Consider the following 19,657-nt stretch of genomic DNA (forward strand, 5'->3'; position numbering starts at 1 on the left):
GGACGAGCACCACCCCCGCACCGCACGGTGCACGTCGATCACTGCGCCCCACCGCACCGACCGGAGGCTTGGTTTCCCATGTACACAGTTGCCGACCCAGCGACGGGTGAACTGATCGAAAAGATCGAGAACGCGACCGACGAAGAGGTCCGGGCGGCGATCGACCGCGTCCATCGTGGGTACCAGTCGTGGCGGCGTCGGCCGGTCACCGAGCGGGCCGCGATCGTCTCACGCGCGGCGGACCTCTTCGCCGAACGCGCCGACGAGCTGGCCGCGACGATGACGCTGGAGATGGGCAAGCGGATCAACGAGGGCCGCGGTGAGGTCGGCGTGGTCGCCGACATCTTCCGGTACTACGCCGACAACGGCCCCGCGCTGCTGGCCGACGAGCCGCTGGAGATCAGGGGCGGCAGGGCCGTGATCACCAAGAACCCCATCGGGCCGCTGCTCGGCGTCATGCCGTGGAACTTCCCCTGCTACCAGATCGCCAGGTTCGCGGCGCCGAACCTGGTCCTCGGCAACACGATCCTGCTGAAGCACGCCTCGATCTGCCCCCGGTCGGCGGCGGCGATCGAGCGGATCCTGCACGACGCCGGGGTGCCCGAGGACGTGTACGTGAACATCTTCGCGTCCAGCGCGCAGGTCCCGTGGATACTCGCGGACCCCCGGATCCAGGGGGTCTCGCTGACCGGCAGCGAGCGGGCCGGCATCTCGGTCGCCGCCGAGGCGGGAAAGAACCTGAAGCGGGTCGTCCTGGAGCTGGGCGGCTCCGACCCGCTGATCCTGCTGGACACCGACGACATGAAAAAGACGGTGAGGGCCACCGCGACCGCCCGGATGCGCAACTGCGGCCAGTCGTGCAACTCGCCGAAGCGGATGATCGTGCTCGCCGACATCTACGAGGAGTTCGTCGACCGGCTGACCAGGCATGTGGCCGAGACCTTCCTGCCGGGCGATCCCCGCGATCCTGCCACGAAGCTGCCACCGCTGGCGTCGGTCGCGGCCGCCGACGAGGTGGCCGGTCAGGTCGAGAAGGCCGTCCGGCAGGGCGCGACGCTGCGTACCGGTGGGCGCCGGGTCGACCGGCCCGGCGCCTATCTCGAGGCCACCGTCCTCACGGACGTGACCCCCGAGATGGACGCCTACTACGAGGAGATCTTCGGCCCTGTCGTGCTGGTCTTCCGCGCGGAGACCGAGGAGGAGGCGGTCGCGATCGCCAACGACTCGCCGTTCGGGCTCGGCGCCAGCGTGTGGGGCACGGATCCCGACCGGTTGCGCCGGGTCGCTGAGCGGATCGAGTCCGGCATGGTGTATCTGAACAGTGCCGGTGGGTCGCAGGCCGATCTGCCGTTCGGCGGGATCAAGCGCTCCGGGATGGGCCGGGAACTCGGCCCGGCCGGCATTGAGGAGTTCATGAACAGGAAATCCATCCGCCTGTGAAGAGGCACTAGCCGTCCAGCGGGGTGAGCAGGACGATCGGGATCTCGCGGTCGGTCTTGCGCGCGTAGTCGTCGTAGAGCGGGAAGATGTCCGCCATCTGGGCCCAGAGGGGGGCGCGCTCGGCCGGGGAGGCGACGCGGGCGCGTGCGGTGAACCGGCGAGTGCCGACCTGCACGCCGACGCTGGGGTCCGCCTGGAGGTTCATGAACCATGCCGGGTCCTCCTTGGCACCGCCCTTCGAGGCGACGACGACGTACTCGCCGCCCGAGGTGCCGTAGATCAGGCAGGTACGGCGGGGCGTACCGGTCCGGCGTCCGGTCGTGGCGAGCACGAGGGTGTGCACGCCGTTGTTCTCATGGCCTTCGGTGCCGCCCGAGGCGAGATACCTGCGGGTGTGCTCGGCGACCCAGTCCCATTGCGAGTCGGTGGCGCGGTCGAGGTCCTCGGCGGTGGCCATGGCGGCGGTCCTTTCGATGTCGGATGGTGCGGCCATCAGCCTAGGGCTTCGCGCTCGGCGGCCTCCTTGCGGCGCTGATGGTAGCTCTCCCGGGTCCGCTCGGTGTGCCGGCGCATCATCTCGCCGGCCCGCCGGCCGTTCCGGCCGGCGATCACCTCGATCAGCTCGGCGTGCTCGTCCCACGCCTCCCGCCCCCGGGACCGGGCGATCGGGGCGTAGTACCAGCGCACCCGCCGGTCGACCATCGAAATCAGTTCGGCGAGGACCTTGTTGCCGGACATCTCCACGACGTACGCGTGCAGGGCCGCGTTCGCCGCGACCAACTCCACCTGGTCGTCGTCCCGCAACGCCTTCTCGCCGGCCTCCTGAAGCTCGCGGAGCCGCTCGATCTGCTCCGGGGTGGCCTGCCGGGCCGCCAGCCGGGCCGACTCCGACTCCAGCAGGGTACGGGTGGCGAGGAGCTGGTCCGCCTCCTCCTCGGTCGGCACGTGGACGAAGGCGCCGAGCGCGGGGCGCAGGTCGACCCAGCCCTCGCTCTGCAACCGTTGCAGCGCCTCCCGGACCGGTTGCCGGCTGACGCCGAGCTGGGCCGCGAGCTCGTTCTCGACCAGGTGCTCGCCGGGGCGCAGCTCGCGGTTGATGATCATTTCCGCGATGACGTCGTAGACCGCCTGGCGCAGCGGCGCCGGCCGCTCCAGGGGCTGCCGGGCGGCCCGTGGCTCGCGACGCGCCGAGGCGAGCCGCCGCCGACCAGCACTGCCGCCGACGGGCGCGGTCGAGCCGTCCCAGTCGGTCATGGACCACCTCCGGGCGCGAGGAAACGAGCGGGCGCGGGCGCGCCGATGTGGGTTATAGCATACAGTAGTCGAGATGCAGTTATCGCCCGCTATCATATCGACGCGCGGCGATCAGCGGGCTGCCGGCGCGGGAAGGTCAGGCGGTGCTGCCCGGCGCGGGCTCGGCCCGCCAGCGCCAGTTCTGCCGGACGTACTGGACGCGCAGCCCGGCACGCCGCATGTTGTTCAGGGACTGGTTGACCCTGCCGTCGGTGAGGTTACCGGTCTCCGAGGCCAGCCAGCGGCAGCCGAGGCTGCGCGCCGCCTCGGCGCGGGCCGCGATCAACGCGGTCTGCCCGCCCAGCCTGCGGTGGCTGGGCAACACCGAGGCGGAGTGCAGCGAGCCGACCGGGTCGTGCACCGACAGGGTGGCCCCGCCGACGATGTCGGCTCCGTCCCAGACGGCGAAGGGATGGCAGGTCGGGTCCGCGAAGGCCGAGGCCATCATCTCGGCGAGCCCGTCGGGCGGCATGCCGTGGCCGCGTACCAGCACCGAGGCCCACTCCTCGGCGTCGTCCTCGTCGACCGGCCCGACCCGCAACCGGGTGCTGACGGCGGGGCGGACCCGGTCGCTGGGGGCCATGAGTTTCACCCACGACGAGACCGGGTCGAGGGCGTGGGCGGCGCTGATCTCGTCCCAGTCGGGCGGCAGGAACGACGGCGCGATCTGGACGACCGCGCTCGGCGTGCCCTGGTCGCGGTAGAACGCTACGACCCTGTCCAGCACGTCACGGGTGACCGGTGCGGTGACGCCGAACCCGAGGGCCTTGCTCCAGTACTGGACGGGGTCGTGCCGCATGGCGAGGACGACGGCGCCGCCGATCCGGGTGCCGGTGATCCCGAGCCGGGCGCGGACGGCGGGCGGGGCCAGGGTCTCGAGCCCGTACATGAACTCCGCCTCGGACCATTCGGCCAGGGCGGTCAGCTCTGCTGTCGAAGAGATGCTCACGTAGACACGATGGGCGCACCGGGCGGGAAGTTCGGAAGAACGGCTGTGACGCCACTCACCCCGCCCGCGCGGGGACCGGCGCCGGTCGGCGGGCGTGGTGCAGCCGGAACCGCTGCACCCGGCCGGCCCAGAGGTGCTGTACCCAGACCGCGCCGGGTGGGCAGTGGAACGGGTCGTCGGCCGGGTTGACCAGGTCCACCTCCCAGATGGTGATGTCCCGCGCGGCCACGACGTTCGTCAACCGCTGGTGCACCCGGTCGGTGAGGTCCCTCTCCATGGCCCGGACCGGGTAGTCGTAGCCGATGGTCCGGTGACCGCGCGGCCAGCTCGACTCGACCGTCGGCGACCAGTGGGCCGCGAGCGCCGCGGCGAAGTCGCCGCGCCGGGCCGCGTCGAGCGTCTCCTCGGCCTCCCGCCGCCTCGACCTGGCCAGCGGCAGGACGTCGTCGTGGGCCGCGTCCGCGGTGGCCAGCAGGGCCCGCGCCAGCTTGCCCCGGGCGTCGGCGAGCCGGCTGCGCACGGTGCCGACCGGCACGCCGCAGGCGTCGGCGATCTCCTGGTACGCGGTGACGCCGGTGAAGTACCGCAGCATCAGCACCAGTCGCAGCGGCGGCGACAGCTCCGCCAGGGCCTGCCAGACCCAGTCCCCGGTGGCGTGCCCGTCCAGCAGGTCGGCCGGGTCGGGTTCGGTCGACGGTAGGCTCGCCAGTCCGTCGAGCGGGACTGGTGTGGCGGCCCGTAGCCGCGTCCGGCAGGCGTTGCGGACCACCGTCCGCAGCCAGGGGCCGGCCGCCCCGGGGTCGCGCAGGTCGCCGATGCGGCGCAGGGCGATCACGGCGGTTTCCTGCACGGCGTCCTCGGCGTCCGGACCGTAGCCGAGGACGCCGTACGCCACGGCGAGCAGGGCCGGCCGGTGTCGGGTGAGCAGCAGGCCGAGGGCGCTGACCTCGCCGGCCTGGGCCGCACGGACCAGGCCGGCATCGGTGGGTTGCACGCAACCGAGGCTACCTGTGGCTCCGCGGCGCCCCCGCCCACGGGCCGGCTCCGCTATTCGATCTCCGGCACCGGCTCGAACTCGTTGACCTGGGCGATGGAGAGCCCGTGCGCGGTGTTCGCCTCCCGCTCGATCATGACCTCGACCAGCACCGGACGGCTGGTCCGCCGGGCCTCCTTGCTGGCCCAGGCGAGCGCGTCGGCGATCTCGTCGGGGTGCAGCACCCGGCGGCCGGCGCAGCCGTACGCCTCCATCACCTTGACGTTGTCGGTGCCGTACTCGTCATAGTGGATGTCCACCTCGTAGTTCATCCCGTAGCCGATCTCGGCCTGCCGGATCAGCCCCAGATACTCGTTGTTCAACATGACGAGGACGAACGGAATGTGGTATTGCGCGGCGACCGCCAGCTCCTCGACCAGGAACTGGAACGAGTAGTCGCCGACCACGCCGACCACCTCGGCGTCGGGCCTGGCCGACTTCACCCCGATCGCCGCCGGGATCTCCCAGCCGAGCGGGCCGGCCTGGCCGCAGACCTGGTAGTGCCGGGGCTTGAAGACGTGCTGGAACTGCCCCGACCAGATCTGGTAGAGCCCGATCGCGGTGACGAAGTAGGTCTCCGGACCGAAGAACTCGTTGATCTCCCTGAAGACCCGGGGAGCCTTGATCGGTACGGTGTCGAAGTCGTCCCGGCGGCGCAGTGTCGCGCGCAGCTCGCGTATCCGGGACACCCACCCGGTGCGGTCGCGCCGCACCCCACGACGGCGGCGTACCGCGTCGAGCAGCGCGGCGAGGAACGCCCCGGCGTCCGAGACCACCCCCAGGTCCGGGCCGAAGACCTTGCCGAGCTGGGTCGGCTCGATGTCGACGTGGATGAACGTCCGGTCGCCCCGATAGGTCTCCAGGTCGCCGGTGTGCCGGTCGCCGAAGCGGGCGCCGAGCGCGAGCACCAGGTCGGATTCCAGGAAGGACGCGTTGCCGAAGCGCTGCGTCGTCTGGATGCCGGTCATTCCGGCGAAGAGGTCGTGGTCCTCCGGGATCGCGCCCTTGCCCATCAGGGTCACCTGGACCGGGATCTCCAGCGTCTCGGCGACCTCCCGGAGCAGCTCGGCGGCCTCGCCGATGATGACCCCGCCGCCGGCCAGGATCAGCGGCCGGTCGGCGGCGAGCAGCATGTCCAGGGCCCGTTCGACCCGGGGCGGGTGCGGCTCGACCCGGTGCACCGGCAGCGGCGCGTCGATGGTGGCGTCCCACTCGATCTCCTGGCGCGCCACGTCGACCGGCAGGTCGATCAGGACCGGCCCCGGCCGCCCGGAACGGGCGATCCGGAACGCCTCCCGGAAGATCCAGGGTGCCTGGGCCGCCTCCTTCACCTGCACGGCCCACTTCGTCACCGGCTTGGCGATCTCGACGATGTCGACCGCCTGGAACGCCTCCTGGTGCAGCTTGGCGGTCGGCGCCTGGCCGGTGACGCAGACCATCGGGATGGAGTCCGCCTGTGCGGTGTAGAGCCCGGTGATCATGTTGGTGCCGGCCGGCCCGGAGGTGCCGATCGCCACCCCGACCCGGCCGTTGGTCCGGGCCCAGCCGTCGGCCATGTGGGTGGCGCCCTCCTCGTGCCGGACGATCAGGTGCCGGATGTCGCTGCGTCGCAGCGCGGCGTAGAGCGGCAGGATCGCGGCGCCGGGGCAGCCGAACGCGATGTCGACGCCCTCGGAGGCGAGCACCGAGACGACCGCGTCCATGCAGGGGATCTTGGCCATGGTTCAGACCTCCGGGTGGTGCGTGTGGGTGGGGACGGTGCCGGGTTTGCGGATAAGGGTCACGGGGGCCTCCAGGGCCTGGCACGTGCTGTGCGAAAGGGGGAGCCAGCCGGTCAGGCGGCCGTCATGCTGGGAGCCGGCGCCGGCCTGGCCAGGGTCCTGGCCAGCAGCTCGGTCGCGGCGTAGATGGTGCGCAGGGTCGGGGCCGGAGCCCCGGTGATGTCGGCGATCTCCACCACGGCGGCGACGACGGCGTCGAGCTCCAGCGCCTTGCCCGCCTCGAGGTCCTGCAACATCGAGGTCTTGTGGTGGCCGACCCGGCGGGCTCCCTCGACCCGTCTGCTGATCGAGATCTCGGGTCGGCTGCCGACCCGGTGCGCGATGTCCAGGGTCTCTGCCATCATCTGCTCGACCACCCGGCGGGTTCCCGGGCTCTCGCAGATCTCCGCCATCGTGGCCCTGGTCAGGGCGCTGATCGGGTTGAGCGAGACGTTCCCCATCAACTTGATCCAGATGTCGTCGCGCAGTCGCGGCTCGACCGGGCACTTGAGGCCGCCGGCCACCATCGCCGCGCTGAACCGCAGGCAGCGCTCCGAGACCGTGCCGTCCGGCTCGCCGATGGAGAACCGGGTCCCCTCCAGGTGCCGGATCACCCCGGGTGACTCGATCACGGTCGCCGGATAGACCACGCAACCGATCGCCCGCTCCGGCGCCATCACCGCCGAGGTCGCGCCGCCGGGATCGACGGCCTCGATGCGGTGCCCCTGGTACGGCCCCGGCAGCTTGTGGAAATACCACCACGGGATGCCGTTCTGCCCCGCGATGAGGGCGGTCCCGGGGCCGAGCAGCGGTGCGAGCAGCGGCCCCGCCGAGGCGTAGGAGTGCGCCTTGAGCCCCAGGAACACGTAGTCGACCGGCCCGACCTCGGTCGGGTCGTCGGTGGCGTGCGGGTGTGCGGCGAAGTCGCCGCGCGGGCTCAGCACCCGGACCCCGTGTGCCCGCAGTGCGGCCAGGTGCGGGCCGCGGGCGATCAGTTGGACGTCCACCCCGGCCCGGCACAGGGACGCCCCGACGTACGCGCCGATGGCGCCGGCTCCGAGCACAGCAACTCGCACGGGCTGCTCCCTTCTCGTACGACGTCCGCACGGCGTCGAGGCGACGCAGCGGTGTGCCCTTTCGTATGCGTTATGTTGACTACAGTATGCAATCTCGGATGACGCTGACAAGCCCGACCCGTCCGACGAGGAGGGCGGAGGCGACGCGGGACAGCAGGGACCCGTGTGGGCCGGTGCTGACGTTCACTCCCGGACAGTGGCGCGGTTTCGTCAGGCCGCGCCGGGACTCCCCGGAGGGCACGGGGTCACCGGGCCCGGTCGACGACCTCGAAGTAGTGCGCGAGGGCTTCCGCCGGGCGTACGTCGACGGCGGCCTCGTGCCCGACGCGGCCGGTCGAGGCCCGAAAGGTGGTGGTGCCGGCCGTCGGCCGGCCGCACCGGGCAGGATCGGGACGTCCCGGCCAGCGACCCGGCAGAGCACGCTGGCAAGCGACGCCCGGGCCACCGGCTCGGCGCTGACCGTCGTGATGCCGAGCAGGTCGCAGCGGGGCTGCGCCAGCAGGTACGCGAGGCAGACGGCGTCGTCGATGTCGTTGCCGATGTCGGTGTCCAGCAGGACGAGGCTGCGGTCGGCCATGTCGATGATTGTTCACCCGGGGACGGGCCGCTACCGCAGCGTCGAGCCGGTCACCGTGGGGTTGCGGGCGCCGAGGAAGAAGATGCCGGGAAAGCCCCGGGTCTCGAAGCCGTCGCTGGGGTTGCGGCGCAACGTCGAACCCTCGATCGTCATCGTCCCGGTCCGGTCGTTGCTGACGAAGAAGACCGCACCGCCGCCCTCGTGGGCACGGTTGTCCGTCACGACGCTGCCGGCGATCGTCACCGTGAACCGGTTGCCGTCGGTGTAGATGGCGCCGCCGCTGCCGCCGCCCGGCGTACCGCCCCGGGCCGGGTTGGCGCCCCGGCCGACCGCCCGGTTGTGGGTCAGCACGCTGTTCAGCACCACCCAGGAGACGCCGATGCTGCTCAGCGCGCCGCCGTTGGCGCAGCTCCCGCCCTGGCCGGCGGCGCCGCCGAAGGTGCTGTTCACCACGTACACCGGGAGGTTCCTGTGCTGGCTGAGCACCCGGATCGCCGCGCCGCCCAGGTCGGGGCCGGTCTGGTCGCAGCGGTTGCGGACGAAGCGCGAGTTGACCACCTTGAACCGGCCGCCCCGGACGAAGATCGCGCCGCCGCCACCGCCCTCGGCGCGGTCGCCGGTGGAGTTGCCGTCGGCGAAGACCAGGTTCTGCACGGTGAGCTGCGGATGGTCCTGGTCCTGGCAGTGCGAGGTGGTCCAGCCCTGCGCCTGGTCGCAGGTGTTCATGTAGAGGATCCGGCGCTTACCGCCGCCGCTGAGCGTGACCCTGCCGCCGCCGTCGAGCACGATCCGGGGGCCGGTCGAGTTTCTGATCTTCGCGGTCGCCCTCATCGTGATGGTGACCGGGGCGGGGCCGCAGGAGAAGGTGATGATGCCGCCCCTGGCCACCGCCGAGACCACCGCCTCCGAGGTGCAGCTTGCCGGCGTACCGTTGCCGATCACCCTGGTGGGGCGGGACGTCTGCACCGCGCGGGCCTCGGCCGGGACGGCGGCCCGGCCCCTGGGGTTGCCCGGTCTGGGCAGCGCGGGCACCGTCCGGGGCGCGGGGGTGGGCGTCGCCTGCGGTGTGGTCGTGTCGGACGGCGCAGGTGTCGCCGTGGCGGTTCCGGCGGCCGACGGATCCCACCGCGGGGTCGCCGCCCGCTCACCCGCGGAGGAGCCACAGCCGGTCAGGCCGACGACTGCGGTCAACACGGTCACGATCAGCCCCGGGGCGGTCCTGGTGCGCATCGGCAGATCGTAGGCCCGGCCGCCCGGACCAGCGTCATCGGCCGGAAGGCGTGCTCGCCCGGCCGGACTCAGCCGCCGCGCCCGGTCGGGACGAGTGGACGCCTGCGCCACGAGACCGTGTTCTGGGCCGCGATGCCGGTCAGGATGATCAGGACGCCGAGGGCCAACGTGACCGGTGGCACCAGCGGGGCGGCGGCGGTCAGGGCGGCCAGCAGCGGCAGTCCGATCACGATGGCCGGGCTGACCCGCGCGAACACGATGTAGCCGAGCGCGCCGCGAGCGATCAGGAAGAGCATCGGGGCGCCGACGACGACCACCGTCCAGGAACCCGGGGTCTCCCCGAACGGGCGACCGATGACGAGCTTGCTGGTGACGGCCGTGCCGATGATTCCGGTCACCATGATCAGATGTAGCAGGGCGGTGAGCTGGCTGAGCCGGATCGGATCGGCGGACCGGGCGATGGTGGCGGCCATCAGCGCCCCCGCGCCACCGATGTAGACCCGCCAGATCATCACCTTGACCGCGATGACCACGACCAGCGCCACGGCGTGCGGCACGGTGTACGCACCCGTGGTGAAGGCGCTGCCGGTGACATAGATCGAGACGCCGAGCGCGACGATGACGAACTGCCGGTAGCGCTCGGCGATCCGCTCGCCGACGAGCCGCTGGTTGTGCCGGGGCACGCGGCGCCACGACCCCGGCACGGGCCAGCCGAGCGTCGCCCCGACGTACTCGATCGTGATCGCCGCCGCCCAGAGCGCGTCCCGGGCCGTGCCCGACAGGGTTCCGCCGGCGAGCCAGCCGGCCGAGGAGAGGACGAACCAGCAGAAGATCCGGACGGTCCGCAGCCGCAGGGCGGGCGGGCCCAGGATCATCATGTAGAGGCCCGTGCCGATGGTGACCCCGACGTAGGTGGAGGCGAAGAGCAACCCGCGAGACCCGTACGCGTCCATCACCGTGGCGCCCATCAGCAGGATGCCCACCATGGAACCGATGACCCGCGGCAGCAGGAGCGCCGGGCTCAGCAGATCGCCCGCCCAGGCGGTCAGCGCCCAGAGCAGCGCGAAGGCGAGCAGCAGGATCAGGGTTCGTCCGGCGCCCACCCAGGTCAGGTCGTCGAACAACCTCTCCGCGAGCAGGATCAGCACGAAGACGAAGGCCAGGTCGAAGAAGAGTTCCAGGAACGCGGGACGGTTCGGCGTCTCGTGGACCGGTTCCGCCGCTCCGCCGTCCTCGTCCGCCGCCATCGATCGCTCGTTCCGGTCGCCTGCGCGGTGGAGAGCGAAGCGCCGCACACCCTTGTCCCCTCGAGGATAGGAGATCGGCAGGGCGCGTACCGGCGTTCGGCAACGGAAGTCTTGTCTGGCTTTGTACGGTTACCGGAACAGGTACCCAGGAGGCTCCCCGTCGTGACGACCGCCGAGCTGCCCCGGATCCTTCGCAGGCGGGGCGAGCCCGAATATCCGACGTTCCTGGAACTCTTCTTCGACCTCGTCTACATCTTCATGCTCTCCCGGCTCTCCACCGGGCTGGCCGGCGACCTCAGCGCCCGCGGCGTGTTCCAGACCGCGGTCCTGCTCTGCGCCGCCTGGTGGGTGTGGGTGCTGACCGCCTGGCTCACCGACATCTTCAATCCCCGTCTGGCGATCATCCAGGCCACGACCCTGGTGATCATGTTCGGCGCGCTACTGATGGCGGTGGCGGTGCCGGCCGCCTTCGCCGACCGCGGTCATCTCTTTGCCGTCGCGTACGTCGGCATCCATCTCGTCCGCGCCGGCGTGGTCATCGCGGCTACCAGGGTCAACCGGCACATCCAGGCCCCCACCATCCGGATCCTGTTCTGGTTCCTGGTCGCCGCGCCACTCTGGGTCACCGGAGCCTTCGCGGACGAGGTCCTCCGGTTGGTGCTCTGGGCGGTCGCGGTGGCCGTGGAACTCCAAGCGCCCCTGATCAGGTGGCCCACACCGTGGCTCGGCCGCACCGAACCCGCCCGCCAGCCCTTTACCGGCACGCACCTGGCCGAACGGCACCGGGAGATCTTCCTCATCGCGCTCGGCGAGCTGGTGCTGACCGTCGGCCTCGGCCTTGCCTACAGTGACCTCACGGCCCGCGAGGTGGCTGTCTGCGCGGTCTCCTTCGGCAGCGCCGTGCTGTTGTTCCTGCTCTACCGCCGGCAGGTGCGGCACCTGCTGCTGCGGCAGGGCGCCGCGGTGGAGGGGATACGACCGGGCATCTTCACGTCCTACAGCCACCTGACGATGGTCGGCGGTGTACTGCTGATCTCCACCGGCACCACCCTCGCGCTCGAACACCCGGACGCCGGATCGCCGGCCGCCTGGATTCCCGTCCTCCTCGGCGGCCCGGCGCTCGTGCTGCTCGGCAGTTGTCTCTTCGACCGGGTGACCACCGGCCGGATTTCCCCGTCCCGGGCGGCTGCGATCGGGGTGCTGGCCCTGGTCGGGCCGGCGACGCCCCTGCTACCGCCGGTGGGAGTCATGCTGGTGGGGGCCCTCGTCCTGCTGGCCACCCTCCTGGTCGAGACGGCCGCGGCCAGGCGACGCCGGTGATGCCGTCGGCGCCGGTGCGGGGTGGTCAGGGGACGCGGACCACGGGCCCCCGGCCGGCAGCGGGGACGGGTGCGGCCCAACCCTCCGGCACCGGCAGGCCGGCTGCCCGGCGGGCCAGGATCGCGGCGCCCACCTGGGCGGCCCGGGTGCCGAACGCGGAGGGGACCACCTCGGGCGCGCTCCGCCAGGCCAGTGCCGCACGCAGCGCGTCGCGTACCGGGTCGAAGAGCTGGGCGCCGGCCTCGGCGAGACCGCCGCCGAGCACGATCCGGGCCGGGTCCAGGGTCAGGGTGAGGGTGGCCAGGGCGATTCCCAGCGCGTGTGTCGCGGCGTCCCAGACCTCGCCGGCCAGCGGGTCGGTCGAGGCGGCGGCGGCGATGGCCCGGCTGTCCAGCCCGGAGGCACCGCCGAGCCGGAGATAGCGCCGGGCCAGGCCGCCGGCCGAGGCGTACACCTCCAGGCAGCCGCGCTGGCCGCAACTGCAGGGTTCGCCGCCGGGGTGCACCGGCATGTGTCCGACCTCCCCGGCCGACCAGGCCGTGCCGGGCACCGGCCCGCCGTCCAGCACCACCGTGGCGGCGATGCCGGTGCCGAGCGGCAGCAGCAGGAAGTTGGCCAGACCCCGGCCGGCCCCGGCGACCGCCTCGGCGACCCCGGCCGCCCGCGCGTCGTGCCCGACCGCGACCGGCAGTCCCAGGTCGTCGCCGACCAGGGCGCGCAGCGGCACGTCGCGGAAGCGGATGTTCGAGGCGTACCGCACCACGCCGGCGGCCTCGTCGACGATGCCGGGGGTGACCACGCCGATCCCGGCCGGCGTGACACCGGCGGCGAGCGCCTCGTCGCGCAGCCGCCGGCAGAGCGCCCGGAGCGCGCCGACCGGATCGCCGTCGGCCCGGGACGGCACCACCACCGAGTGCCGGACCCGGCCGTCCTCGTCGAAGGCCGCTCCCTTGATCGTCGTCCCCCCGACGTCGACGGCGAGGACACCGGGGCCGGTGACGAGCGTCCCGGACCGGGACCCCGGCCGGGCGCCGGTGGCGGGCGGGATCACGCGGTCGCCACGGTGAGGTCCGCGACGAAGTCGCGGTCGAGCGGAAAGAGCGGCCGTACCAGGTGCCGGTACGGCAGCCGCACGAGGTCCTGGTCGACCCCGCCCGGTGTCAGCGCCAGCAACCAGTCGCCGGCCGCCTCGTAGAGCTCGGGCTCCAGGTAGCCGATCTTCACCACCACCAGGTCGACGGCGTCGACGGTGACGCCGAGCCGGGCGTACGAGGCGAGTTCGCGGTACTGCATCCGGCGGGAGGTGACGAAGACGCTCAGCCCGCCGACCCGTACGCTCACGCAGCGCCCGCCGGCCGGATCGTCGGCGACCGCCTCCAGCACTCCGTCCAGGCGTACCGGACCGGGGTCCCGGGGGTCGATCCGGCCGCCGACCGTGACGCTGACCGGCGTGCCGGGCGGCTGGTCGGCGACCTGCGCCACGGCGTCCGGGTCGACCAGCGAGGCGTGCACCGCACGGACCGCACCGCCGACGATCTCGGGGCGGGCCAGCATCCGGGCCAGCGCGAACGTGACGTCGTCGGCGCCACCGGCGCCCGGGTTGTCCCCGGAGTCGCTGACGAGGAAGGGTCGCCGGGCCGGGTCGGCGACGGCGGCGAGCGCCTGGTCGAGGCACTCGTCCAGGCTGCCGGTCGGCGCGACGAAGGTGAACCCGTCGCGGGCGGCCCAGAAGTGTTCGCCGAGTTCCCGGGCCGCCGCGGTCGTCGCCACCGCGTCGGTGCCGGTGACCACGACCGCGCCCCGGCAGCGGGGCTGGTCGGCCCAGGCGAAGCCGATCCAGATCGCCGCGTCGACGATCCCGTGCCGGGACTCGATCTCCGGGATCCGGGCGTAGAGGCCGCGGGCCGGCTCGACCCGGGTGCTGGTCATCTCGCCGGGCAGCAGGATCGGCACGTGCACCAGGGCCTTGTGCGGGCGCCGCCCCCGGCGCAGCGCCTCGACCAGGTTGCGGGCCGCCCGCTCGCGGGTCTCCCCGACGTCGACGTGCGGCGCGGTGCGATAGCAGGTGAGCAGGTCGCAGCCGGCGAAGAGCACCGGCGAGACGTTGCCGTGCAGGTCCATCGCGGCCGAGACGTACGGCTCCGGTCCGATCGCCGCGCGAATCGCGGTGACCAGGTCGCCCTCGGCGTCCTCGCGCCCGACCACGCTCATCGCGCCGTGGATGTCCAGGAGTACGCCGTCGACCGGCCCGAGCCGGGCGAGCCCGTCGACGAGCTCGGCGGCCCAGGCGTCGTAGCTGGCGGCGTCGACCGCCCCGCCGGGCAGCGCCCGGGCGTGCACCAGCGGCAGCCACTCGACGCCGCCGGCCCACGGCTGGAGCGGCGGCGCGAGCCAGGCGTAGCGGGCCAGCAGCGCGTCGCCCCGGGTCACCTCGAAGTCGTCGGCGGTGCTCAGGTGCGGCGAGAAGGTGCTGGACTCGATGTGGATGCCGCCGATGGCGATCCGCAGCGGACGGTGCACGGGTGGAACTCCTCAGGCGGTTCGGGTGTGTCGGGCGTCGGGTGTTCGGGTGTGGGCCGTCAGGCGGTCCGGGTGTCGGCCGTGGCGCGTACCAGGTGCCCGAGGCCGACCAGGGCGGCGTCCGGGCCGGCGGCGCTGGCCTCGATGGCGAGGGACTGGGTCATCGACGGCAGGCAGCGCTCGTAGAGCATGCCCCGGGCCGCCGCGACGTAGACGTCGAGGCTGGAGAGGGCCCCGCCGATGACGACGGCGTCGGGGTTGAGGAAGTTGACCAGGCCGGAGAGGGCGACCCCGAGCAGCCCACCGGCGCGCCGGACCAGGGTGACGGCGGCCGGTTCGGCGTTGACGACCGCGGTGATGACGTCCTGGGTGGTGGTGGTCGGCTGGCCCTGCTCGACGAGCCGGGCGGCCAGGGCGGCGCCGCTGGCCACCGTCTCCAGGCAGCCCCGGCTGCCGCACGAGCAGTGCCGCTCGCCGCCGCTGTCCGCCACCCGCACGTGGGTGACGTCGCCGCTGAGCCCGCGGCCGCCCCGGTAGACCTGGCCGGCGCTGACCAGGCAGCCGCCGATGCCGGTGCCGGCCTTGACGTAGATCATGTCCCCGCTGTCCCGGCCCCGGATGACGTACTCACCGATCGCCGCCGCCCGCGCGTCGTTCTCGACCACCACCGGCGCCTCGAAGCGCTGTCCCAGCTCGGTCCGCGCGTCGACGCCGCTCCAGCCGGGCATCCGGGCGGGCCCGACGAGCCGGCCTCGCAGGTGGTCGACCGGGCCGGGCAGTGCGGCGCCGACGCCGAGCAGTGCCTGACCGGGTGCGCTGGCCGCCAGGATCCGGCCGAGGGCGGCCTCGACGGTGTCGAAGACCTCGCCGGGGCCGGCGGCGATGTCGATCGCGACCTCCTCGGTCGTGAGCAGCCGGCCGTCGGGGGTGCAGAGACCGACCCTGGCGTGCCGGGCGCCGAGCTCGGCGACGGCGAGCACACCCTCCGGCTCGCGGAGGCGCAGGATCCGGGGCCGTCGCCCGCCGGTGGAGCGGCCGACACCCTCCTCCAGGATCATGCCCTCCGCCAGGAGGCGCCGCACCAACCCGGTGACGGTCGAGGGTGCGACCTGCAGCGCCTCGACGAGCTCGGCCCGGGAGGTCGCCTCGCCGCTGGCGAGCAGGCTGAGCGTCTGGTCGCGCAGGGTGGCGGAGATCGACGAGTCCGACATACCTCTCCTTCTGCTGGCCGGTCATCCGCCGCTCCCCGTGCGGTTGCCGGGGACGGGACACCACCGCGAAGGGTATCGGAAGATGCTTCGGCGGCTTTGATCCTAGACCGTTGGAAGTCTTCGAAGGAAGTGGCTTAGTTCCGTTGACTCGAAACTTCATCGCCTATACATTCTCCGCATTGACCGCCCGGGAAGCCCCCGCGTGTTGATCGAGGAGACGTATGAGGAGCAGATACCACCGGCGGGCACTGCGCGGCACCGTGGCCGTGGCCAGTGCGCTCGCCCTCGGGACAGGGCTCGTCGCCTGTAGTGGCGACGCCAGTTCGTCGGGGCAGGGCGGAAGCCAGGGCAGGGACACGGCGACCGTGGCGTTCCGGACCCCGAACTGGATCCTGCCCATCTCGGCACCCGGCTTCACCCAGGGCGAGAACGCCATCTTCGGCAACGCCCAGTACCGGCCGCTCTACCAGTACCGCCTGGACGGTACGGCGAAGTACAACATCGACACCGAACGCTCGCTGGCCGAGCCGCCCGAGGTGAGCGACGGTGGCCGGACCCTGACGATCACGCTGAAGGAGAACACCTGGTCCGACGGGAAGCCGATCACCACCCGGGACGTCGACTTCTGGTGGAACGTCGTCACGGCGAACAAGGACAAGTGGGCGTCGTACCGCAAGGGCGGCTTCCCGGACAACGTCGCCAACTGGACGATCAAGGACGAGAAGACCTTCTCGCTGACCACGACCCAGGTCTACAACACGGCCTGGTTCGTCGGAAACCAGCTCAACCGGATCACCCCGATGCCGCAGCACGTCTGGGACAAGGACTCCGCCACCGCGAGCGTCGGCGACCTGGACCGGACCCCGGAGGGGGCGAAGAAGGTCTTCGACTTCCTCACCGCGGCGGCGAAGGACCCCAAGACATACGCGACCAACGACCTCTGGAAGGTCAACAGCGGTCCGTGGAAGCTGGAGAAGTACGTGCCGAACGGCGAGGTCGTGCTCGCCGCGCAGCCGAACTATTCCGGCTCGGACAAGCCGAAGCTGTCGACGATCGTGCTGCGTCCCTTCACCGGCGACGACGCGGAGTTCAACGTGCTCCGGGCCGGTGAGATCGACTACGGCTACGTCCCGGCGGCCAACCTCTCCCAGCAGTCCTACCTGGAGTCCAAGGGCTACACGGTCGCTCCCTGGTACGGCTGGTCCATCACCTACCTCCAGCTCAACTTCAACAACCCGAAGACGGGCGTGCTCTTCAAGCAGGACTACCTGCGGCAGGCGATGCAGATGCTGATCGACCAGCCGACCATCAACAAGGTCATCTGGTCCGGCATGGCCGCACCCACCTGCGGCCCGGTGCCGCTCGAGCCGGGCACCGCCGGCTCCGGCGAGAACGGCTGCGTCTACTCCTTCGACCCGAACAAAGCGAAAGAACTATTGGAGAGCCACGGCTGGAAGGTGACCCCCGACGGCCGGACCACCTGCCTGTCGGCGGGCACCGGGGCGAACCAGTGCGGCGCGGGCGTCGCCGCCGGCACGCCGCTGGCCTTCACCGTCACCAGCCAGAGCGGCTTCGCCGCCACCACCAGGATGTTCGCCGAGATCAAGTCGCAGATGGCCAAGCTCGGCATCGAGCTGACCATCAGGGAGGTGCCCGACTCGGTCGCCGTCACCCCGGCCTGCGAGCCGACCGAGGCGAGCTGCACCTGGGACATGTCCTTCTTCGGCTCGCAGGGGAGCTGGTACTACCCGGCGTTCGCCAGCGGCGAGCGGCTCTTCGCCACCGACGCGCCGGTCAACCTGGGCAGCTACAGCGACCCGCAGGCCGACCAGCTCATCGAGGCGACGCAGTTCTCCGGGGACGACACCGCGCTGAAGGCGTACAACGACTTCCTGGCGCGGGACCTGCCGGTGCTCTGGATGCCGAACCCGGTGTACCAGATCTCGGCGTACCGGTCGGGGTTGCAGGGCGTCGAGCCGCAGGACCCGATGAACAACATGTACTTCCAGGACTGGTCCTGGAAGTAGCCGGCAGTCACTGACCGTCCCGGCTCCGGCGGTGCCCCCGTGGCGCCGCCGGAGCCCTCGACCGGGAAGGATCCGCCCGTGGTCCGGTACCTCGTCACGCGCCTGGGCCAGGCGCTCGTCGTCGTCGTGCTCGTCACCGTGATCGCGTTCCTGCTGCTGCACCTCCTGCCCGGCGGTGCGGCCCGGGCCACCCTGGGCAAAGAGGCGACGCTCGAACAGTTGGCGGCGTTCAACCACGAGATGGGCTACGACCGGCCCTGGATCCAGCAGTACGGCATGTACGTGCAACGCCTGCTGCACGGCGACCTCGGCTACTCGTTCCAGCTCAACCAGTCGGTGACCGAGGCGGTCGGCCAGCGGCTGCCGAAGACCATGGTGCTGTCGCTGCTCTCGACCCTGCTGGCGATCGCGGTCGCCATCCCGCTCGGGGTGATCCAGGCGGTACGCCGCAACCGCTGGCCGGACTACGCCATCACCTCGCTGTCGCTGCTCGCGTACGCCACCCCGATCTTCTTCCTCGGCCTGATGCTGATCATCGTCTTCTCGCAGCTCTGGCCGATCCTGCCGCCGGAGGCGCCGCAGGGCTTCACCGTGGCCGAGGTGCTCGCCGACCCGGCCGGGCTGGTGCTGCCCACCGTCACCCTCGCGATCGTCACCATCGCGGTCTACTCCCGCTACGTCCGCTCCTCGATGGTGGACAACCTCAACGAGAACTATGTGCGGACCGCCCGCGCCAAGGGGCTCTCCGAGCGGCGGGTGGTGCTCCGGCACACCCTGCGCAACGGGCTCTTCCCGGTCATCACCCTGCTCGGGATGTACCTTCCGACGCTGTTCAGCGGTGCCCTGGTGGTGGAGTCGCTCTTCAACTTCCCCGGCATGGGGCAGCTCTTCTGGCAGGCGGCGCTCAAGCGGGACTTCCCGATCCTGCTCGGGGTCACGCTGATCATCTCGGTGGCGACGGTGCTCGGGGCGCTCCTCGCCGACCTGCTCTACGCCGCGGTCGATCCGCGGGTGCGACTCCGGGGGAGCACGTCGTGACCACCCTTCCCGAGGTGGCCGCCCCGCCACCCGTACGCGCACCGCAGCCGGCCGCCTCCGACGACGCCCCGCTGCACGGCCTGTGGCGGCAGGGCTTCGCGGTCTTCCGCGAGAACCGGCTGGCCCTGGTCGGGCTGGGACTCTTCGTGCTGCTGGCCGGGGTCTGTTTCCTCGGGCCGCTCTTCTACCACACCGACCAGGTGCACACCGACCTCACCAGGGTGCACCTGGCACCGGGCGCCGGGCATCCGCTCGGCACCGACGGCGTCGGCTACGACCAGCTCGGCCGGCTGATGCTCGGCGGCCAGACCTCGATCATCGTCGGGCTGGCGGCCGGGCTCCTCGCCACCTTCCTCGGCACCGTCTGGGGCGCGGTCGCCGGCTTCGTCGGCGGCTGGGTCGACGCGGCGATGATGCGGGTGGTCGACGCGATGATGTCGATCCCGTCGCTCTTCCTCTTCATGCTGCTGGCGGCGATCGTCACGCCGAGCGTGCCGATGCTGATCCTGATCATCGGCGCCTTCGCCTGGCTCGGCCCGGCCCGGCTGGTCCGGGGTGAGGCATTGAGCCTGCGCACCCGGGAGTACGTCCAGGCCATGCGGGCGATGGGCGGCACCGGCGGCCGGGCGGTCCGCCGGCACATCGTGCCGAACGCCATCGGCACGGTGATCGTCAACGCGACCTTCCAGGTCGCCGACGCGATCCTCTACGTCGCCTACCTCTCCTTCCTCGGCCTCGGTGTCCCGCCACCGGCCGCGAACTGGGGCGGCATGCTCTCCGACGGCCTCGCGGACACCTACAGCGGGCACTGGTGGCTGCTGTATCCGCCCGGGATCGCCATCATCCTCATCGTGCTCGCCTTCAACTTCATCGGCGACGGGCTGAGGGACGCCTTCGAGGTCCGCCTCCGGCGACGTTAGGAGTGGGACGATGACC

The 19,657-nt window shown here is 71.9% G+C and carries 16 protein-coding genes and 2 pseudogenes; 6 read left to right on the forward strand and 12 right to left on the reverse strand.

The features are described 5' to 3' along the window. The first annotated feature begins 78 nt into the window (after positions 1-78). Positions 79-1,440 (forward strand): NAD-dependent succinate-semialdehyde dehydrogenase, encoded by a 1,362-nt coding sequence (locus tag ACN27G_RS09280; RefSeq protein ID WP_421492365.1) that lies wholly within the window; start codon positions 79-81, stop codon positions 1,438-1,440. 7 nt (positions 1,441-1,447) lie between these two features. Here the strand turns inward: ACN27G_RS09280 and ACN27G_RS09285 are convergent, their stop codons facing one another. The 6 genes from ACN27G_RS09285 to ACN27G_RS09310 all read right to left on the reverse strand — a co-directional run bounded on the left by ACN27G_RS09285 (position 1,448) and on the right by ACN27G_RS09310 (position 7,551). Continuing rightward, positions 1,448-1,897, reverse strand: a complete 450-nt coding sequence (locus ACN27G_RS09285) for a nitroreductase family deazaflavin-dependent oxidoreductase (RefSeq protein WP_421492366.1) — start codon at positions 1,895-1,897, stop codon at positions 1,448-1,450. 35 nt (positions 1,898-1,932) lie between these two features. Then, positions 1,933-2,694 (reverse strand): GntR family transcriptional regulator, encoded by a 762-nt coding sequence (locus ACN27G_RS09290; RefSeq protein WP_421492367.1) that lies wholly within the window; start codon positions 2,692-2,694, stop codon positions 1,933-1,935. Positions 2,695-2,830: 136 nt separating this feature from the next. Then, on the reverse strand, positions 2,831-3,682 hold the full coding sequence (locus ACN27G_RS09295; RefSeq protein WP_421492368.1) for a GNAT family N-acetyltransferase: 852 nt from the start codon (positions 3,680-3,682) through the stop codon (positions 2,831-2,833). 55 nt (positions 3,683-3,737) lie between these two features. Next, on the reverse strand, positions 3,738-4,676 hold the full coding sequence (locus ACN27G_RS09300; RefSeq protein ID WP_421492369.1) for an RNA polymerase sigma factor: 939 nt from the start codon (positions 4,674-4,676) through the stop codon (positions 3,738-3,740). Positions 4,677-4,729: 53 nt separating this feature from the next. Further along, entirely contained in the window at positions 4,730-6,436 is a 1,707-nt protein-coding gene (gene gcl / locus ACN27G_RS09305; protein WP_421492370.1) for a glyoxylate carboligase, read from the reverse strand. Between the two features lie 113 nt (positions 6,437-6,549). Continuing rightward, complete coding sequence (locus ACN27G_RS09310; RefSeq protein WP_421492371.1) at positions 6,550-7,551, reverse strand: 2-dehydropantoate 2-reductase; 1,002 nt, start codon at positions 7,549-7,551, stop codon at positions 6,550-6,552. 98 nt (positions 7,552-7,649) lie between these two features. Between ACN27G_RS09310 and ACN27G_RS09315 the strand changes: the two are divergent. Beyond that, positions 7,650-7,733, forward strand: a pseudogene (locus ACN27G_RS09315) (hypothetical protein); the annotation flags it as partial. 194 nt (positions 7,734-7,927) lie between these two features. Here ACN27G_RS09315 and ACN27G_RS09320 read toward each other — a convergent pair. The 3 genes and pseudogenes from ACN27G_RS09320 to ACN27G_RS09330 all read right to left on the reverse strand — a co-directional run. Continuing rightward, a pseudogene (locus tag ACN27G_RS09320) lies at positions 7,928-8,128 on the reverse strand (nucleoside hydrolase); the annotation flags it as partial. Positions 8,129-8,158: 30 nt separating this feature from the next. Then, positions 8,159-9,358, reverse strand: coding sequence for a hypothetical protein (locus ACN27G_RS09325; RefSeq protein WP_421492372.1), 1,200 nt, complete (start codon positions 9,356-9,358; stop codon positions 8,159-8,161). 68 nt (positions 9,359-9,426) lie between these two features. Further along, positions 9,427-10,605, reverse strand: a complete 1,179-nt coding sequence (locus ACN27G_RS09330; RefSeq protein WP_421492373.1) for a low temperature requirement protein A — start codon at positions 10,603-10,605, stop codon at positions 9,427-9,429. A gap of 162 nt (positions 10,606-10,767) precedes the next feature. Here ACN27G_RS09330 and ACN27G_RS09335 point away from each other — a divergent pair, with 162 nt between their 5' ends. Beyond that, positions 10,768-11,925: a low temperature requirement protein A gene (locus ACN27G_RS09335; RefSeq protein WP_421492374.1), complete on the forward strand. Its 1,158-nt coding sequence runs from the start codon at positions 10,768-10,770 to the stop codon at positions 11,923-11,925. Between the two features lie 25 nt (positions 11,926-11,950). Here the strand turns inward: ACN27G_RS09335 and ACN27G_RS09340 are convergent, their stop codons facing one another. From ACN27G_RS09340 to ACN27G_RS09350, 3 genes are read right to left on the reverse strand one after another with little or no spacing between them, the layout of a single operon-like run. After that, positions 11,951-12,976 carry an ROK family protein gene (locus ACN27G_RS09340; RefSeq protein WP_421492375.1) on the reverse strand — a complete coding sequence of 342 codons (1,026 nt, stop codon included), beginning with the start codon at positions 12,974-12,976 and terminating at the stop codon, positions 11,951-11,953. Continuing rightward, positions 12,973-14,445: a M81 family metallopeptidase gene (locus tag ACN27G_RS09345; protein ID WP_421492376.1), complete on the reverse strand. Its 1,473-nt coding sequence runs from the start codon at positions 14,443-14,445 to the stop codon at positions 12,973-12,975. Before ACN27G_RS09345 ends, ACN27G_RS09340 begins: the two co-directional genes overlap by 4 nt. Before the next feature lie 59 nt (positions 14,446-14,504). Then, entirely contained in the window at positions 14,505-15,656 is a 1,152-nt protein-coding gene (locus ACN27G_RS09350) for an ROK family transcriptional regulator (RefSeq protein WP_421492377.1), read from the reverse strand. A 221-nt stretch (positions 15,657-15,877) separates the two neighbouring features. Between ACN27G_RS09350 and ACN27G_RS09355 the strand changes: the two genes are divergently transcribed. The 3 genes from ACN27G_RS09355 to ACN27G_RS09365 all read left to right on the forward strand — a co-directional run bounded on the left by ACN27G_RS09355 (position 15,878) and on the right by ACN27G_RS09365 (position 19,641). Next, positions 15,878-17,683 (forward strand): peptide ABC transporter substrate-binding protein, encoded by a 1,806-nt coding sequence (locus ACN27G_RS09355; protein WP_421492378.1) that lies wholly within the window; start codon positions 15,878-15,880, stop codon positions 17,681-17,683. Between the two features lie 78 nt (positions 17,684-17,761). Continuing rightward, complete coding sequence (locus ACN27G_RS09360) at positions 17,762-18,721, forward strand: ABC transporter permease (RefSeq protein WP_421492379.1); 960 nt, start codon at positions 17,762-17,764, stop codon at positions 18,719-18,721. A 14-nt stretch (positions 18,722-18,735) separates the two neighbouring features. Then, positions 18,736-19,641: an ABC transporter permease gene (locus ACN27G_RS09365; protein ID WP_421497285.1), complete on the forward strand. Its 906-nt coding sequence runs from the start codon at positions 18,736-18,738 to the stop codon at positions 19,639-19,641. The last annotated feature ends 16 nt before the right edge of the window (positions 19,642-19,657 follow it).

This window comes from Plantactinospora sp. WMMB334, assembly GCF_049179095.1.
In the GTDB taxonomy this organism is placed as follows: Bacteria; Actinomycetota; Actinomycetes; order Mycobacteriales; family Micromonosporaceae; genus Plantactinospora.

Excerpts from the sequence above, each read along its gene's own strand:
- ACN27G_RS09325 (WP_421492372.1), bottom strand. The coding sequence starts at position 9,358 with ATGCGCACCAGGACCGCCCCGGGGCTGATCGTGACCGTGTTGACCGCA.
- ACN27G_RS09330 (WP_421492373.1), bottom strand. The coding sequence starts at position 10,605 with ATGGCGGCGGACGAGGACGGCGGAGCGGCGGAACCGGTCCACGAGACG.
- gcl (WP_421492370.1), bottom strand. The coding sequence starts at position 6,436 with ATGGCCAAGATCCCCTGCATGGACGCGGTCGTCTCGGTGCTCGCCTCC.
- ACN27G_RS09285 (WP_421492366.1), bottom strand. The coding sequence starts at position 1,897 with ATGGCCACCGCCGAGGACCTCGACCGCGCCACCGACTCGCAATGGGAC.
- ACN27G_RS09350 (WP_421492377.1), bottom strand. The coding sequence starts at position 15,656 with ATGTCGGACTCGTCGATCTCCGCCACCCTGCGCGACCAGACGCTCAGC.
- ACN27G_RS09280 (WP_421492365.1), top strand. The coding sequence starts at position 79 with ATGTACACAGTTGCCGACCCAGCGACGGGTGAACTGATCGAAAAGATC.
- ACN27G_RS09355 (WP_421492378.1), top strand. The coding sequence starts at position 15,878 with ATGAGGAGCAGATACCACCGGCGGGCACTGCGCGGCACCGTGGCCGTG.
- ACN27G_RS09290 (WP_421492367.1), bottom strand. The coding sequence starts at position 2,694 with ATGACCGACTGGGACGGCTCGACCGCGCCCGTCGGCGGCAGTGCTGGT.